Source organism: Pseudomonas sp. SDO5522_S412 (assembly GCF_054071215.1).
On the sequence record NZ_JBSVWQ010000042.1, the window covers coordinates 1 to 15,372 of the forward strand.

General features: G+C 59.8%; 16 protein-coding genes. 5 read left to right on the top strand and 11 right to left on the bottom strand.

The features are described from left to right. Nucleotides 1-65 precede the first annotated feature (65 nt). From ACW9I6_RS12110 to ACW9I6_RS12120, 3 genes are read right to left on the bottom strand one after another with little or no spacing between them, the layout of a single operon-like run. Nucleotides 66-653: an HAD family hydrolase gene (locus ACW9I6_RS12110; RefSeq protein ID WP_003215522.1), complete on the bottom strand. Its 588-nt coding sequence runs from the start codon at nucleotides 651-653 to the stop codon at nucleotides 66-68. Further along, nucleotides 650-1,519 carry an acyl-CoA thioesterase II gene (gene tesB / locus ACW9I6_RS12115; RefSeq protein ID WP_003215520.1) on the bottom strand — a complete coding sequence of 290 codons (870 nt, stop codon included), beginning with the start codon at nucleotides 1,517-1,519 and terminating at the stop codon, nucleotides 650-652. Before tesB ends, ACW9I6_RS12110 begins: the two co-directional genes overlap by 4 nt. 41 nt (nucleotides 1,520-1,560) lie before the next feature. Continuing rightward, a complete protein-coding gene (locus ACW9I6_RS12120) occupies nucleotides 1,561-2,130 on the bottom strand; it encodes a GNAT family N-acetyltransferase (RefSeq protein ID WP_003215518.1) in 570 nt (189 codons plus the stop codon). A gap of 76 nt (nucleotides 2,131-2,206) precedes the next feature. Between ACW9I6_RS12120 and ACW9I6_RS12125 the strand changes: the two genes are divergently transcribed. Together ACW9I6_RS12125 and ACW9I6_RS12130 are read left to right on the top strand one after the other, a co-directional pair. Next, nucleotides 2,207-3,127 carry a histone deacetylase family protein gene (locus ACW9I6_RS12125; protein WP_008436610.1) on the top strand — a complete coding sequence of 307 codons (921 nt, stop codon included), beginning with the start codon at nucleotides 2,207-2,209 and terminating at the stop codon, nucleotides 3,125-3,127. Between the two features lie 172 nt (nucleotides 3,128-3,299). Continuing rightward, entirely contained in the window at nucleotides 3,300-4,544 is a 1,245-nt protein-coding gene (locus ACW9I6_RS12130) for a TIGR03862 family flavoprotein (RefSeq protein ID WP_457339348.1), read from the top strand. A gap of 43 nt (nucleotides 4,545-4,587) precedes the next feature. Here ACW9I6_RS12130 and ACW9I6_RS12135 read toward each other — a convergent pair whose 3' ends face one another. The 3 genes from ACW9I6_RS12135 to yedA form a co-directional block, all read right to left on the bottom strand. Then, nucleotides 4,588-5,115: a hypothetical protein gene (locus ACW9I6_RS12135; RefSeq protein ID WP_238544249.1), complete on the bottom strand. Its 528-nt coding sequence runs from the start codon at nucleotides 5,113-5,115 to the stop codon at nucleotides 4,588-4,590. Between the two features lie 195 nt (nucleotides 5,116-5,310). Then, entirely contained in the window at nucleotides 5,311-6,648 is a 1,338-nt protein-coding gene (locus ACW9I6_RS12140) for a DEAD/DEAH box helicase (protein ID WP_003215511.1), read from the bottom strand. Nucleotides 6,649-6,696: 48 nt separating this feature from the next. Further along, nucleotides 6,697-7,593 (bottom strand): drug/metabolite exporter YedA, encoded by an 897-nt coding sequence (gene yedA / locus ACW9I6_RS12145; protein WP_008436601.1) that lies wholly within the window; start codon nucleotides 7,591-7,593, stop codon nucleotides 6,697-6,699. Between the two features lie 160 nt (nucleotides 7,594-7,753). Between yedA and ACW9I6_RS12150 the strand changes: the two genes are divergently transcribed. Continuing rightward, nucleotides 7,754-8,215 (top strand): Lrp/AsnC family transcriptional regulator, encoded by a 462-nt coding sequence (locus ACW9I6_RS12150; RefSeq protein ID WP_003215506.1) that lies wholly within the window; start codon nucleotides 7,754-7,756, stop codon nucleotides 8,213-8,215. Nucleotides 8,216-8,624: 409 nt separating this feature from the next. Here the strand turns inward: ACW9I6_RS12150 and ACW9I6_RS12155 are convergent, their stop codons facing one another. The 3 genes from ACW9I6_RS12155 to ACW9I6_RS12165 all read right to left on the bottom strand — a co-directional run bounded on the left by ACW9I6_RS12155 (nucleotide 8,625) and on the right by ACW9I6_RS12165 (nucleotide 10,637). Next, a complete protein-coding gene (locus ACW9I6_RS12155) occupies nucleotides 8,625-9,236 on the bottom strand; it encodes a 3'-5' exonuclease (protein WP_003215504.1) in 612 nt (203 codons plus the stop codon). 24 nt (nucleotides 9,237-9,260) lie between these two features. Further along, a complete protein-coding gene (locus ACW9I6_RS12160) occupies nucleotides 9,261-9,737 on the bottom strand; it encodes an NYN domain-containing protein (protein ID WP_003215502.1) in 477 nt (158 codons plus the stop codon). Between the two features lie 129 nt (nucleotides 9,738-9,866). Then, nucleotides 9,867-10,637 carry a DUF2076 domain-containing protein gene (locus ACW9I6_RS12165; RefSeq protein ID WP_457339349.1) on the bottom strand — a complete coding sequence of 257 codons (771 nt, stop codon included), beginning with the start codon at nucleotides 10,635-10,637 and terminating at the stop codon, nucleotides 9,867-9,869. Between the two features lie 179 nt (nucleotides 10,638-10,816). Between ACW9I6_RS12165 and ACW9I6_RS12170 the strand changes: the two genes are divergently transcribed. Together ACW9I6_RS12170 and ACW9I6_RS12175 are read left to right on the top strand one after the other, a co-directional pair. After that, the gene (locus ACW9I6_RS12170) at nucleotides 10,817-11,476 is read left to right on the top strand and encodes a YciC family protein (protein WP_003215498.1); all 660 of its coding nucleotides are present in this window, start codon (nucleotides 10,817-10,819) and stop codon (nucleotides 11,474-11,476) included. A 40-nt stretch (nucleotides 11,477-11,516) separates the two neighbouring features. After that, entirely contained in the window at nucleotides 11,517-12,605 is a 1,089-nt protein-coding gene (locus ACW9I6_RS12175) for an endonuclease/exonuclease/phosphatase family protein (protein WP_134327357.1), read from the top strand. Nucleotides 12,606-13,236: 631 nt separating this feature from the next. Here the strand turns inward: ACW9I6_RS12175 and ACW9I6_RS12180 are convergent. Next, nucleotides 13,237-13,719 (bottom strand): hypothetical protein, encoded by a 483-nt coding sequence (locus ACW9I6_RS12180; RefSeq protein ID WP_457339350.1) that lies wholly within the window; start codon nucleotides 13,717-13,719, stop codon nucleotides 13,237-13,239. 301 nt (nucleotides 13,720-14,020) lie between these two features. Further along, on the bottom strand, nucleotides 14,021-14,989 hold the full coding sequence (locus ACW9I6_RS12185; RefSeq protein ID WP_457339351.1) for a hypothetical protein: 969 nt from the start codon (nucleotides 14,987-14,989) through the stop codon (nucleotides 14,021-14,023). Between the last annotated feature and the right edge of the window lie 383 nt (nucleotides 14,990-15,372).

Consider the following 15,372-nt stretch of genomic DNA (forward strand, 5'->3'; position numbering starts at 1 on the left):
TGTATTGACTGACACACCGCATTCGCGAGCAAGCCCGCTCCCACATTGGATTTTCATCGACCGGACTAAATCATCCGGCGCAATACCGCGCAATCTTCAGCATGCCAATCCGCCAGCTCCGGCCACGGGTTTTCCGGCAGATTGACCAGCACAGTCTTCGTCCCCGCCGCCCGCCCGCAATCCAGATCAAACCGGTAATCACCGACCATCACCATCTCTTGCGGCGCCACTTCCCACGCTCGCGCCAGCTTCAACAAACCACCCGGGTCAGGCTTGGGCGGCGCATCATCACGCCCCAACACATCCTCGGCCGCAAAGCAGTCCGCCAGGCCGATCGCCTGCAATGTCACATGGGCCAGCTCCCGCGCATTGCGCGTCAGGATGCCCAGGCGATAACCCCGCCCGGCCAATTCCCGCACCAACTCCACGGCACCGGTAGCGGCTACCGAACCCAGCGCCAGCTCACGCTCATGCGCGAGCAACCACGCATGCTTGGCCGCTGCTTCATCGGCGGGCAACGCCGCCAGGTGCGTAAGAATGTCGTCAGTCGCCGGAATATCCAGGGCCACGCGGATCGCCGCAAAATCATGCACGGCCACCGTCAGGGTGCCATCCATGTCGAACACCCAGTGCTTCACATCACTGAGGCTCATGCCCAATCCTTGCGATGACGAATCAAGCCTTCCTGGGTGACCGATGCCACCAGTTGCCCGGCGCGGTTGTACACGCTGCCCCGGGAGAACCCACGGGAATTGCCGGCCCATGGGCTGTCCATGGCGTAGAGCAACCAGTCATCGGCACGCAGGTCGGCGTGGAACCACAGCGCGTGGTCGAGGCTGGCGACTTGCATGTCTTTCTGCCACACGGTCTTGCCGTGGGGCAGCAGCGAGGTGGTCAGCAGGCCGAAGTCCGAAGCGTAGGCCAGCAGGTATTTGTGCAGCGCCGGCGAGTCGGCCAGGGCGCCGTCCGCACGAAACCACACGTATTTGACCGGGTCGGACGGCTGCGGGTTGTACGGGTCTTTCTCGGTCACCGGCCTTACTTCGATTGGCTTGGGGCACAGCAGCTTTTCGCGCATGTGCTCGGGAATCAGGTGCGCGCGCTGCTGGGTCAGCTCCAGCTCCGACGGCAGGTTCTCCGGGCCGACCACCACGGGCATGGTGGTCTGGTGCTCGAAGCCTTCTTCGTCGTACTGGAACGAAGCGCTGCAGGTGAAGATCGGGTTGCCCTTCTGGATCGCCGTCACCCGGCGCGTGCTGAAACTGCCGCCATCGCGCACCCGGTCAACCGAATACACCACCGGCAACGCCGCATCGCCGGGGCGCAGGAAGTAACCGTGCAACGAATGCACATGCCGCGCCTCTTCAACGGTCTGGCTGGCCGCCGACAACGACTGGCCGAGCACCTGGCCGCCGAACAGCTGGCGAAAGCCCAGGTCCTGGCTGCGGCCGCGAAAGAGGTTTTCCTCGATCGGTTCCAGGGTCAGCAGGTCCACCAGATCTTCCAACACTTGGCTCATAGAGCATCTCCTACAACAATCTATTGGGCATTCCGGGCTGCTTATCCGTGCAGCGTGTCCAACCATTGGGCGCGGGTGATGCGATACAACACATGATGCCGCAAGGGGTCATCGGCTGCGACCTTAGGGTGTTCAAAATCTGCCAGGGGATCGTAATGCATACCGATGGCCTGCATGACTTTTTGTGATGGCAGATTGGCTTCAGTGGTAAACGAAACGATTTCGTCCAGCTTCAGCCGGTCGAAACCACAGCGCAGGGCAGTCCAGGCGGCTTCGCTGGCGTAACCCAGGCCCCAGTGTTCCCTGGCCAGGCGCCAGCCGATCTCCACCGCCGGAGTGAACGGGGCCTCGAAGCTCACATTCAGCAAGCCGGTGAGGCCGATGAACTCGCCGCTGTCCTTGCGCTGCAAGGCCCATAGGCCAAAACCGTACTCGGCAAAATGGCCGCGAATACGCCCGATCAGCGCGGCACTTTCCAGGCGGCTCAAGGTGGCCGGGAAATACCGCATCACCTGCGGGTCGGCGCACATGCGCGCAAACTCCGGCAAGTCGGCATCGCTCCATTGGCGCAGCACCAGGCGTGCGCTTTCCAATTGCAGTATCGGCTCCATTGGTCCCCCTCCCTTGCCATGTGCGTGAGTGTAACGCGCTGTTAAGATCCGTCGCTGGTTCCCGTCAGAAATCGCCATGCCCTTGCCATTGATCTACCACGACGACTACAGCCCCGAGTTCCCGGCAGACCACCGCTTCCCCATGGATAAATTCCGCCTGCTGCGTGACCACCTGGTGGAGAGCGGCCTGACACGGGACAGCCAACTGCTGCGCCCGGAACTCTGCCCCGCCGAGATTCTGGCCCTGGCCCATGAACCTGGGTATATCGAACGCTACATGAGCGGCGAGTTGTCGCGCGAAGACCAACGGCGCCTTGGCCTGCCTTGGAGCGAAGCCCTGGCCCGGCGCACCGTGCGCGCGGTGGGCGGTTCGTTGCTGGCCGCCGAGCAGGCCCTGGAACACGGCCTGGCCTGCCACCTGGCCGGCGGCACCCACCACGCCCACTACGATTACCCGGCGGGTTTCTGCATCTTCAATGACCTGGCCGTGATCAGCCATTACCTGCTGGCCAGCGGGCGGGTCAACCGGGTGCTGATCTTCGACTGCGACGTGCACCAGGGCGACGGCACCGCACGCATCCTCCACGACACCCCGGATGCAATCACCGTGTCCCTGCACTGCGAAAAGAACTTCCCCGCGCGCAAGGCGCAAAGCGACTGGGACATCCCGCTGCCCATGGGCATGGGCGACGCGGACTACCTCAAGGTGGTCGACGATGCCCTCAACTACCTGCTGCCGCTGTATCAGCCCGACCTGGTGCTGTATGACGCCGGCGTGGATGTACACAAGGACGACGCCCTCGGCTACCTCAAGCTGACAGACCAAGGCGTCGCCGCCCGCGATGAAAGCGTGATGCGGCACTGCCTGGGCCGCGATATTCCGGTGGTCGGGGTGATCGGCGGCGGCTACAGCAAAGACCGCCCTGCCCTGGCCCGTCGCCACGGGATCCTGCACCACAGCGCGCAGCGCGTCTGGACGTCATCAGGCTGTCATTGAGTTATGCGCGTTACCCACAATCGCTGTGGAACTGCCTGTGGATAACCTGAGTGAAAGCCCCTGCAGGCCATAAGCCGCCTGGCCTGCAGAAGGCTGTATGTTTTTTGATCAGGCAGCATGAGCATCCTCGGGTAGAATGCTCGGCCTACTTTGCCGAACCGCAGTTATCCCCATGCCCCAGACTCAAACCCCATCTCAACACGTCATCATCATCGGCGGCGGCCCGGCCGGGCTGATGGCCGCCGAAGTGTTGAGCCAGGCCGGGATCCGGGTCGACCTGTACGACGGCATGCCCTCGGTAGGCCGCAAGTTCCTGCTGGCGGGCGTGGGCGGCATGAACATCACCCATTCCGAACCGTACCCGCAGTTTCTGGCGCGCTATGCCGAGCGGGCGCCGTGCATGGCGCCGTTGCTGCGCCAGTTCGGTGCCGAAGCGTTGTGCGAATGGATACACGGGTTGGGGATTGAAACCTTTATCGGCAGCTCCGGCCGGGTGTTTCCTACTGACATGAAAGCCGCCCCGCTGCTGCGGGCCTGGCTCAAGCGCCTGCGCGACCAGGGCGTAGTTATCCACACCCGCCATCGCTGGCTGGGCTGGCATGCCGATGGCAGCCTGCTTATCCACAGCCCCGAGGGCGACAAAAGCGTACGCGGTGATGCAGTGTTGCTGGCCTTGGGCGGCGGCAGTTGGTCGCGCTTGGGCTCGGATGGGGCGTGGCTGAAGTTGCTGGAAGACAAAGGCGTGCCTTACGCGGCGTTGCAACCGAGCAACTGTGGCTTCGAGGTGTCGGCCTGGAGCGAGTTGATGGTCAGCAAATTCGCCGGGGTACCGCTGAAAAACGTCGCCATTGGCCTGGCAGACGACAAGCCACGGCTGGGGGAATGTGTGGTCACCGCCACGGGCATCGAAGGCAGCCTGATCTATGCGTTGTCGGCACCGATTCGTGAGGCGATCAACCGGGATGGATCGGCCACGGTGCACATTGACCTGTTGCCGAGTAAGCCACTGGACAAGGTGATCGCAGCGCTGAGCAAGCCGCGCGGCTCACGCTCGATGAGCAAGCATTTGCACAGTCAGTTGGGATTGGATGGGGTGAAGGCGGCGCTTTTGCGCGAGCTGTCACCGGCGGAGCACTTCAATGATCCGGCGCAGCTGGCGGTGGATATCAAGGCGCTGCCGCTGACGCTGGTGAAAACCCGGCCAATGGATGAAGCCATCAGTACCGCAGGCGGCGTGCCGTTTGAGGCGCTGGATGAACGCTTGATGATCAAGCAATTGCCGGGCGTTTTTTGCGCAGGCGAGATGCTGGACTGGGAAGCGCCGACGGGCGGGTATTTGCTGACGGGGTGTTTTGCCAGCGGGCAGGCGGCAGGGCGCGGTGTTCTTGAGTGGTTGAGGCCGGCCACCCCGGCATGACCCACTCACCCCATCACCGCCCGGCAGCAAAGTTACCTCTGACTCAACTGGCTGTTAGATCGGGATAGGCACGTTTAAAAGCTGTTACTTGCTTCTGCAGGAAAGCATCCTCTTCAGGCAGTAAAATTTTCAGATTTTCTATATAACCTGAATACGCACTGAAGAGTCTGGAAGGATCGCCGTGTTTCAAATCGTTCCATTCCTGCTTGAAGGCGTAGCTGAGTTTCTGGCCCTCTTCCTGACTGGTATAAAGCATATCCTGTAGATACTTATCCAATGGCGCCCTTATCTCAGGACTGATCGAATAATTAGCCTCATACAACGACATCAACTCTCTGAACGAATGGATTGCCTGCCCATACTCGCCGCGCGCCGCATGGTCTTCAACCCGGGACCTTAATTCGGCCACACGCAACTCTACCTGCTTGAAAGCTTTCTCGTCAGCGGCCTTGCCTTTCTTGATTTCGCCGTCTACAACAACGCCGCCGATAATGCCCGCCGCCGCCAGGACCGGCAAAACAAAAGGTACTAAAAACACAGCCATATCTACATCTCCATCTAAGTTCGTCATTCAGAAATCAGTTTCTGACTCAACCTCAGTGGAAATGAAGCATTTTAAGTTCCAGTACTTAAACACGGCGACAATTACAAAAAATATCCAAATCACAAGCAATAACTCATCAAGGATGACGAGGCACAACTTGACGCGAGCGGAATTGCTCCGCTCACGGTAGTCACTATGCGTTTACTTGATAACCAACAAGCCCTACTTCTTTTTCCGCGGCCCGGTGTTAAACACGGGCACCTTACGCACTGGCTTGATCGAAGGCTCGACCGGCGTCGCCTCCCCGCTGTCCACCCACTTGCCCAGGTTGCGCTTGCCACCACCGCCGCCCGAAGCCTTGGGTTTCTTCGGCTTTTTCGGCTTCTTCACCACCTGACCAGTGGCATCGGTATCCGGCACACGGTGCTCCGGTTCGAAGTCCTGCTCCATCTTCCGGGTCAACGTCTGACGGGTCAGCATCTCGATGGCCGACAGCATGTTCACTTCATCGGCGCACACCAGGGAAATCGCCTCGCCGGTGTTGCCCGCACGACCGGTACGGCCGATGCGGTGGATGTAGTCCTCGGCCACGATCGGCAGGTCAAAGTTGACCACCAGCGGCAAGTCTTCGATATCCAGGCCACGGGCCGCCACGTCGGTGGCCACCAGGATCTGCACGTCACTGCTCTTGAAGCGATCCAGCGCACGCTGGCGCGTGGCTTGTGGCTTGTCGCCGTGAATCCCGTCGGCATTGATGCCCAGGCCCTGGAGCTTTTCCACCAGCGCGTCCACACCGTTACGGGTCTTGGCGAACACCAGCACCTGCTTCCAGCGGCCCTTGCGCATCAGGTGCACAAACAGTTCCGCCTTGCGCTTCTTGTCCACCGGCACCACCCATTGCTTGACGGTGTTGGCAGCGACGTTGCGCGGGCTGACTTCGACAGTCAGCGGGTCGTTGAGCATCTGCCCGGCCAACTGGCGGATCTCGTCGGAGAAGGTTGCGGAGAACAGCAAGGTCTGGCGCTTTTTCGGCAGCATGCGGTAGATGTTCGCCAGTTCTTCGGAGAAGCCCAGGTCGAGCATGCGGTCGGCTTCATCCAGCACCAGGGTTTGCAGCTGGTTGAGTTTCAGCGCGTTCTGGCGGAACAGGTCGATCAGGCGGCCAGGGGTGGCGACCAGCACATCAACGCCTTTGCGCAGCTTCATCATCTGCGGGTTGATGCTCACGCCGCCGTACACGGCGTAAGTGGTCAGCGGCACGTTTTGGGCGTACTCGGCGACGCTCGCATGAACCTGCTCGGCCAGTTCGCGGGTCGGGCACAGGATCAGCGCGCGCACCGAGTTGGCGCTGACTTTCGGCCCTTCCATGGTCAGCAGCTGCAGCAGCGGCACGGCGAAACCGGCGGTCTTGCCGGTGCCGGTCTGGGCCGCAGCCATCAGGTCACGGCCTGCCAGCACCGCCGGAATGGCTTGCGCCTGCACCGGCGTCGGGGTCTGGTAGCCAAGCGTCTCAAGGGCGCGCAGCAAGGGTTCGATCAGGCCAAGTGTGGCGAAAGTCATGGAAATACCGTAGGAAAAAGTCAGCGCAGGGTCGCAATGCGCGGCAGTTTACCTTATTTCCGGTTTTGGCTTTCGCCACTGTGGCAGGCTGATCAGCAGCACCGCGCTGATAATCACCAACATCGCCAGGGCTTCTTCCGTGCCGATGGTCTCACCGACAAACACAATCCCGAGCAACACCGCCACCGCCGGGTTGACGTAGGCATAGCTGGTGGCCGCCGCCGGGCGTACGTGCTTGAGCAGGTACATATAGGCATTGAAGGCGATGATCGAGCCGAACACGGTCAAGTACGCCAGGGCCAGCCAGCCTTCCAGCGGCGGCATGGCTTGGAGGTGTTCGCCGCTGACGGCACTGAGCAACAGCAGCACGAAACCTGCGATCAGCATCTCCGCCGCACTGGCCATCGCGCCTTGAGGCAGCGGCAAATGCTTGCTCCACACCGAACCAAAGGCCCAGGCCGCTGCCGCAAAAATCAGCAAGGCCGCACCGGTGGGGCTCGATTGCAGGTTGGAGCCCATATTGAGCATGGCGATACCGATAATCCCCAGCACCACCCCGGCCCATTCCAGACGGGTATTACGCGCGCCCCAGAAATAACCACAGAGCAAGGTGAACAACGGCACCGTCGCCACCGCCAACGCGGCAACCCCGGACGCCACGCCCGTATGTTCGGCCACACTGACCGCACCGTTGCCGAAGGTCAGCAGCAAAATGCCGATCTTCGCGGCAGCCTTCCACTGCACCCACGTCGGCGCCGGGGCCCCACGCCAGCGCAGGAAGGCATACATCAGCGCGCCCGCCGTCATAAAGCGAATCCCCGCCAGCAACAGCGGCGGCCAGTACTCCACACCAATGCGAATCACCAGGTAGGTAGACCCCCAGATCACATACAACGCAAAAAAGGCGGCGATCAACGGTAAGGGAAAGCGACGTGGGCCAGGCATTGGGCAGCTCTGTGGCAGGACAAGGGAGCGTTATTTTAGAAATCCCCGGCCGTAAACATAAGTTACAAAACCTGTTTAAAGCGCCAGTACACTTTTCAAAACATGGTTATCAAGGCTATAAACCGTGCTTTCGAAAGCTATGCATTCCCGGAGCCTTATCATGGACAAATACGACCGTATGCTTCTCAGCGCCCTGCTGGAAGACGGCCGCGCGTCCTACGCGCAACTGGCGCGCACCGTGAACCTGTCTGCGCCCGCCGTGGCTGAGCGGGTGGCGAAACTGGAAGCCAGTGGTGTGATTACCGGGTATCAGGCCAAGGTCGACCTGTCGAAGGTGGGGTTGCCGATCCAGTGCGTGATTGAGTTGCGGTTGACCAATCATGGGAGCCAGAAGGTTTACGACGCGCTTTCGGAAATTCCCGAGTTGACTGAATGCCATCGGGTGACGGGCGATCCGTGCGTGATCATGCAGGCGGCGGTGGGCTCGATGCCGGAGCTGGAGAACCTGATCAATCGGGTGGCGAAATTCGGGTTCAGCAAGACCTCGATCATCTTGTCGAGCGCGATAGAGCGGCGGGTGCCGTTGGGGCAGTTGGAGGGGAATGGGAAGAGTGGCAACTGAACACGCCGCTCTGCAGCTCGTTCCCACGCTCTGCGTGGGAACGCATCCGGTGACGCTCTGCGTCACAACTTGAAGAGCGGACGCAGAGCGTCCAGGGCGGCATTCCCACGCGGAGCGTGGGAACGATCGCCATAGTTGACCGAGTTGCCTGAAACACCCTCGCTCAACTGTGGGAGCTGGCTTGCCTGCGATGACGTCAGTAGCTTCACTGATTCGAAGGTGATGGTGGATCGGTCGCTGGACTGCTTGCAGCCTCGATAACACCGCAAAACTAATGTGGGAGCGGGCTTGCTCGCGAATGCGGTGTGTCAGTCAGCGCATGTGTTTGCTGATACTCCGTATTCGCGAGCAAGCCCGCTCCCACATTTGGATCTTCGTCATGTTGAAGATGGAGTTCTGCTCAAGCGACTTAGAACCCGCGATGCTTCTTCAGATGATCATTGATCTTCGCCGCCGGAACCTTCTGCAAGCTGCACAGCAATTCGTGTGACAACTCCCGCAACCCGTGGGTGCGGCGCAGTTCCTCGGCCAGATGCGCGGTAAGGTTCGCCGCCATCTCCGCGTCCGCCATCGCCCGGTGGGCCTTGCCGGTGTGGGGCAGTTGGGCAAACGAGGTCAGGGTACCCAGCTTGTGGTTCGGCGCCGCCGGCATCAAGCGTCGCGCCAGCAGCAACGAACAGGCAAATTTCTGCAAACGCGTACGCCGGATCAACCCCAGCTCGAAATCCCAGAACTTCTGGTCAAACGCGGCGTTGTGGGCCAGCAGCGGCGTGGTGCCGACAAACTCGTTCACCTCGTTCATCACCCGCTCCGCCGACGGTGCGGTGCGCAGCATGGCGTTGCTGATGCCGGTCAGTTGCTCGATAAACCCCGGCACACGCACACCAGCGTTCATCAGGCTCTGGTAGCGGTCCACGATCTGGCCCTGCTCCAGGATGACCACGGCGATTTCCGTGGCCCGGCAGCTGCTGCTCGGCTGGATGCCGGTGGTTTCAAAGTCGATGACCGCTATACGTTCCAAACCTGTTCCAACTCCGTCAAAAATCTATTTAAGCAGCAACGCGCCTTCGATCGGCACGTAGCGGCTGGCGGCGCGTATCAATGAGTTGGCCGTCAGCCCCGGCACGCCGTAGGCCACGGCTTCGACGCCGTGCTTGCTGATGATGCGGTCCAGCAGCATGTCGAAATCACCGTCGCCGGAGGCCAGCACCACTTCGTCGACATGGGCGGCGGCGTCCATGATGTCGATGGTGATGCCCACGTCCCAGTCGCCCTTGGCCGAGCCGTCGCTGCGCTGGATGTAAGGCTTGAGCTTCACGGTAAAACCCAGGTTGCGCAGGATCTGCTGGAACTGCTGTTGCTTGCTGTCGCCACGGTCGATGGCATAGGCATACGCCTCGACAATCTGCCCGCGCTGGCTGATATCAGCCCACAGGGCGGCGTAGTTGAAGTGACAGCCGTACGCCTGGCGCACGGTGTAGTAGAGGTTTTGTACATCGGCGAACACGGCTATCTTTTTCACCGCAAATCCTCATGACACGCGCATGGACCCCGGACTCAAGGGCCCGGAAAGGTTGTCAGTATGCCAGCCACAAGGGAGTTTCCGAGAAAAATCAGCCCGGGGCGACGAAGCACCCCGGTTGAGTGTGGGTCAGACGAAGGAATCGTCGTCGCCAAAGGAGGAGGAGTCGTCGGAATAGTCGTTGTCGGCGAAGCTGTCGGAGGCGTTATCGCTGCCCCAGCTGTCGTTGCCGGCATATTTCTGGTCGTCGTTGCCCCAGTTGCCGTTGTCGCTGGCCGGGGCCGGCTCTTCGCGGATGATCTCTTCAACCACTTGCGGTTGTTGCGAGTTGTGGCTGAACAGGCTGCTGATGCCTTCTGCCAGCATCACACCACCGGCCACGCCAGCTGCGGTTTTCAGGGCGCCGCTGAGGAAACCGCTGCCAATCGGCGCTGCGGGTGCCTGTTGTGGCTGCTGATAGTTCTGCTGGGGAGCACCGTAGTTCTGCTGCGGCGCAGGTTGCCCGCCAAACGACGGACGCGCCGGTTCACGCCAGCCACCGCCCGACGACGCCGGTGCGCTCTGGGTCGGCTGCGGGTCACGGGAACCGCCGCCGAAAATGCTCGACAGGAAACCGCCACTGCTCGGTGCAGGCTGCGCCGCCTGGGACCTGGCCTGTTGCAGTTGGTCCTGCAACTCCTGGATCTGCTGGGCCTGCTGCTTGTTCTGCGCATCGAGGCTCTTGATCGCGTGCTCTTGCACCAGAATCGACTGGGTCATGTAGTACGCAGCGGCCGGTTGGCGAGTGACGTGTTCCTTGATCCGCGCTTCAGCCTGGGCGTCGCGGGGGGCTGAGTCCGTTTCGGCTTGCTGCAACCGTGAAAACAGTCCGTCGATCAGGGTTTGTTCTTCGCTGTTCATGGCGACCTCGTTAGATTGCCGGTAGAAATCTTCGCCTTGCGCACGATGTGCAAGGTACAACCCAGTTATGGGGCTGTTGCTGATTGTTTCAATGGTCTTTACGCAAGGTTTACGTTTGCTTGCATCTGCTCTTGATCGGTTAAAGTAACGCCCTTGCTTTTCGGCCTGTGAAGACCCTGATGAATCCGTTAGACGTATTGCGCGACTCCTTCTTCTTTTTCAAGCGCAACCTGGGCGCCATCGTGCAGTTGTGCCTGCCACTGGTGATCCTCGAAGCCCTGCTGCAACAGGTGCTCGACCACACGCTCGGCCCAGACGCGTTTCCCGGTTACAGCGTGGTGATCGGGCTGCTGGTGTACCCGTTGTACACCGGCGCACTGATCCTGTTCCTCGACGCCCGCACCCGGGGTGAATCGCCGCGCACCCTGGATGTGCTGGCCATGGCCCTGACCCTGTGGCCGCGCTTTGCCCTGCTGACGGCAATCAGCACGCTGCTGATCCTGCTGGGCCTGTCGCTGTATTTCCTGCCCGGCCTGTGGCTGATGGTGGTGCTGGCTTTCGCCGAATACCTGCTGGTGCTGCGGGGCATGTCGGCGCTGTCGGCCATGAAGGAAAGCCTGCGCCTGACCCGTGGGCATTTCTGGCGGATCCTGGTGTGCCTGCTGTGCGTGATGACCCCGCTGTGGTTGCTCAAGGGCGCCAGCGTGGCGGTCTATCCGGACCCGAACCCGCTGCTGGGCCTGCTGATCGACAGCGCACAAAGCTTCCTGCAACTGTTCACCAGCGTGGTGTTGTTCCGCCTGTTCATGTTGATTGGTGGCGACGCCGACGCGCGGTGATATGCTCCGGGCCTGTCCTGCAACGCCATAAGCCGAGCCGATGACCCGACTACTGCGCATTACCTTGCTGGGCCTGCTGATCCTCGCGGCCCTGCTGACCGGCTTGATCTACAGCCTGACCTGGCGCCCTGCCGACAAGGAAACCCTGCCCATCCGCTGCGTCGCGCCCCGTGCGCCGACCCTGCTGCCTGGGCAGGCGCTAAAGGTCATGACCTGGAACGTGCAGTACCTGGCGGGCAAGAACTACGTGTTCTGGTACGACACCCCGGACGGCAGCGGCCCGGACGACCGCCCGACCGTTGAAGACATGGCTTCAAGCCTCGACGAAGTGGCGCGGGTGATCCGCGACGAGCAGCCCGACATCCTGCTGTTGCAGGAAGTCGACGAAGGCGCCAAGCCTTCCAGCTACCAGGACCAACTGGCCTTGCTCCAGGAGCGCCTGGCCGACCTCTACCCGTGCAGCGCCCAGGCCTTCGACTGGAAAGCCGACTTCGTGCCCGACCTGCATATCTTCGGCAGCGTCGGTCGCAAGCTGGTGACCATGAGCCGCTACCAGATCGAACACGCCGAGCGCCTGCAATTGCCGGTAGCACGCGCCAACCTGATCAGCCGTCAGTTCCAGCCCAAGCCCGCGTTATTGCTGACCTACCTGCCGTTGAGCGATGGCGGCCAGTTGGCCGTGCTCAATACTCGCCTGGACGGCGCGGCCCCCGGGCACAACGCCGTGCTGGAACAGGTGCAGGCGACCGTCAAGCTGGTGGATAAATTCGAGAGCCGCGGCACGCCATGGCTGATGGGTGGGGATTTCAACCTGCTGCCGCTGGGACAGTTCCTGCGCCTGGACCCCGGCAAGCGCGGACAATACTCGCCGGACAGTGAGCTGCACCTGCTGTGGGAAAAGTACCCGATGATCCCGAGCAACAGCCAATCCAGCGGGATTGACCGGGACCAGTGGCTGACGTATTTCCCGAATGACCCAACCGTAGAGGGGCCGGACCGTACGCTGGATTACCTGTTCCACAGCTCGCGCATCAAGAAGGTTGAGAGCAAGGTGCGCCAGAGCGATACGGTGCGTATCTCCAATCATTTGCCGGTGATTGCGCGGTTCCTGTTGCCCGCCGCGCAGTAACTAACACTGCAAAACAGTGTGGGAGCTGGCTTGTGTGGGAGCCGGGCTTGCCCGCGATGCAGGCACCTCGGTCTATCCGACAGACCGAGGTGATGCCATCGCAGGCAAGCCAGCTCCCACATTAGATTTGCGATGTACTTACTTTCTCGGCTTGATCCGGGCAGTCGGTTCAGCAATCAACGGATCATCCGGCCAGTAATGCTTGGTATCACCTATCTCCCTGATGGATTGACAACGTGAATCCCCCGGAAAATATAGGCGTCAGCAATTCAGACGAAAATGGCATTGACTGTCAATGTTACAACCAAGGATTGACTATCTGCAGGTCCATTACGGCAGACATTGACACACTATCCGCCAGCCGCACGCTTGCTTCAGACCGAGCATTGACACTCTAGAGCTCGCTGGACAATTGCATTCCACTTGACCACCCGTTTGCATTGCCAATGACCTGTCATTTGCATTCGACCTGACCAGCTGTTTGCATCGAATTTGACCAGCACAACGGGAGCGCCTTGACCGGCAGCTGGCGGCCAAAAGCCGCCGATCGGGTCAGGCGACTTCCGACCCGCTTCCGTCATTCAGAACTGGCTAATTGGCAAAAGTCAGACAATTGAGCGCGTCTATGGAATTAGGGGAGATTCACTCTGCTGTCCTGCTCAGGCCTCAAAGTTTCTTGCACAGCGTAAGCGTGGTCTAGCACCATTCGGAACAACTCGGCATCCGCCAGTCGAGGATGTTGCCCCACATCTGAGTTAACCCGATACCACTGAGCCAGGCTCTTCGAGAAATGACCAGTCGCCAATGGGTGATAGCCAATAATCAACGCCGTCGCCTCAACCAGTGCCTGCTCTTGGAACTCCACGGTTTGCCCAGTCTTCACTTGCATGGCTTTGAAGATGCCGGTTACGTGATCAACCAGATTACGATCTACAAGCCCCTGAGCGTACAAGCCTTGAACCGCGATGCGCCTGGCATACGCATAAGCCATCTGGGCGAGAAGCGGCTGCGTCTCTGCCGTTTTGCTCCATTCGCCCAGATCATTATTGATGTCTGCGAAAAGGTAGCCGGTGTTGAAGACGCGCAGAACGGTGTCCTTGAGTTGATATTGCATACAGTTCCTTTGTGTCATCGTTGCTGATCAGTCTGATAAAAACGGGTCATCCCCCTTTACCACTTCACGTTGTGTTCGATCATCTGGTCAGCGGCACCAGATACAGTGCCGCCATGTTTTCCTCGAACTCAGCGCTTGCTCAGGCTACAGCCCTTCTCCAAGCATTTTTTTGCTTTCTAGACTGTTTGTTAGGGGAGCAATGTGCTCTTAGCAGGACAGAGCCACTGGGACCTCTCATGGCTCCACACCTTTTACTTGACCGTTATCAACCTCCATTTGAACGAGCGTCGCCGCCAGTTGGTCAGTCAGCCTCGATGGCGTAGCGGCACATGCCGCACAGCCGAGTCATATCGTCGTCGTTATCGATTTCCGACTCCAACGTCGCGCCACACTCGGCGCAAGCTGGGCCAGGACTGTCCTCAAGGCATAGAATGCATTCGAACTCTTCAGTCTGGTAGGTGAAGTGTCCGCACGAGGAGCAATGCTCCAGCGGGGCTTCACCTCCCTTAGTTAAGGCGTAGTACAGATCAGCGAAATGGTGCTCTGTCGCGATTTTTTCAGCTGCCTCAGCATAAGTGGCGTTATAGGCGCAACAGGTACATTCAAAGGCGATCTCCGATGCAGAGCTCACCAACGTGACGGGCTTGATAAGGTGCGATCTACAGGCAGGGCACTGCAGTAATTCCAACGAGCTCCTTAGAAGCTCATGCCCCCAAGGCACCTGCTTATTAGCTGTTTGGCAGATCTTCAATTCGCGATTATAAAAAGCCTCTTGGGCCGTCAGGAACTTCCAGAGTTCACCACCGAGTAGCTCAATTGGTGTTCGGTCGAGATAGCGCGGCACGAACTGCTGGATGAGGTGGAAGGAAGCGGCCATGGCTTCGGCCAAACCTGATGCAGGCAGCTTTGAATAGTAGTGCTCGACATCGTTACGCATGGTTGTCAGCTTTTTTAGAAGGGGCCAGTCGATGCCCTCCACTCCGAGGTTCTTAAGGCGCTCTTGGATTGTTCGGACATCGACTGTCTGTCCTCCTTTACCGACCCAAACTGGATTGCCATCGGCATCTAGACCTGTAGTCACATGCTGTTTGAGCAATGCTTCTTTGGAGTCAGCCGGGCTCAGCTCTTGAAGCTTCACCTTGAACATCAACAGCAGCCCGGCAGAGAGGTTTCGGATCGCAGACAGAGCACGGGCCTCGTCGGCTGGGATGGCTTTAAAGTCCTCAACTCCCAAGCGGATTGAGGACACAGCGTTGTCGAGCATTGTCATGGTTCACTTCCTTATGGGCCAGCAGCAACAGATGTGAGTGTGGTGTACCTGGGCGGCAGATCCGCCGCGATTTCCTATCAGTAGTCCTGCAAATCGTAAGTCCCGCCAGAACGTGCCAGTAGCTCACGAATTTGTTCCTCGGTAGCAGGCTACTGCCGCTGCCCAGCAGGTGCTGGGCTTGGGCGGTGTCGCGTTTTCCTACCCACGTCCAAGTTTTTTAGTAATGAAGTAGCCTGTCGTTTTTTCCCACTTCTGATGTCCACAGTACGGACACTTAATGTCGATGCTTTCTGGCTTATGTGGCTGACCACCGCCTATCTCAATAACCTCAAATCTCTCGCTGCAGCCCTCACATTTATCTACTCGCATTCCTTCCTCTGCAG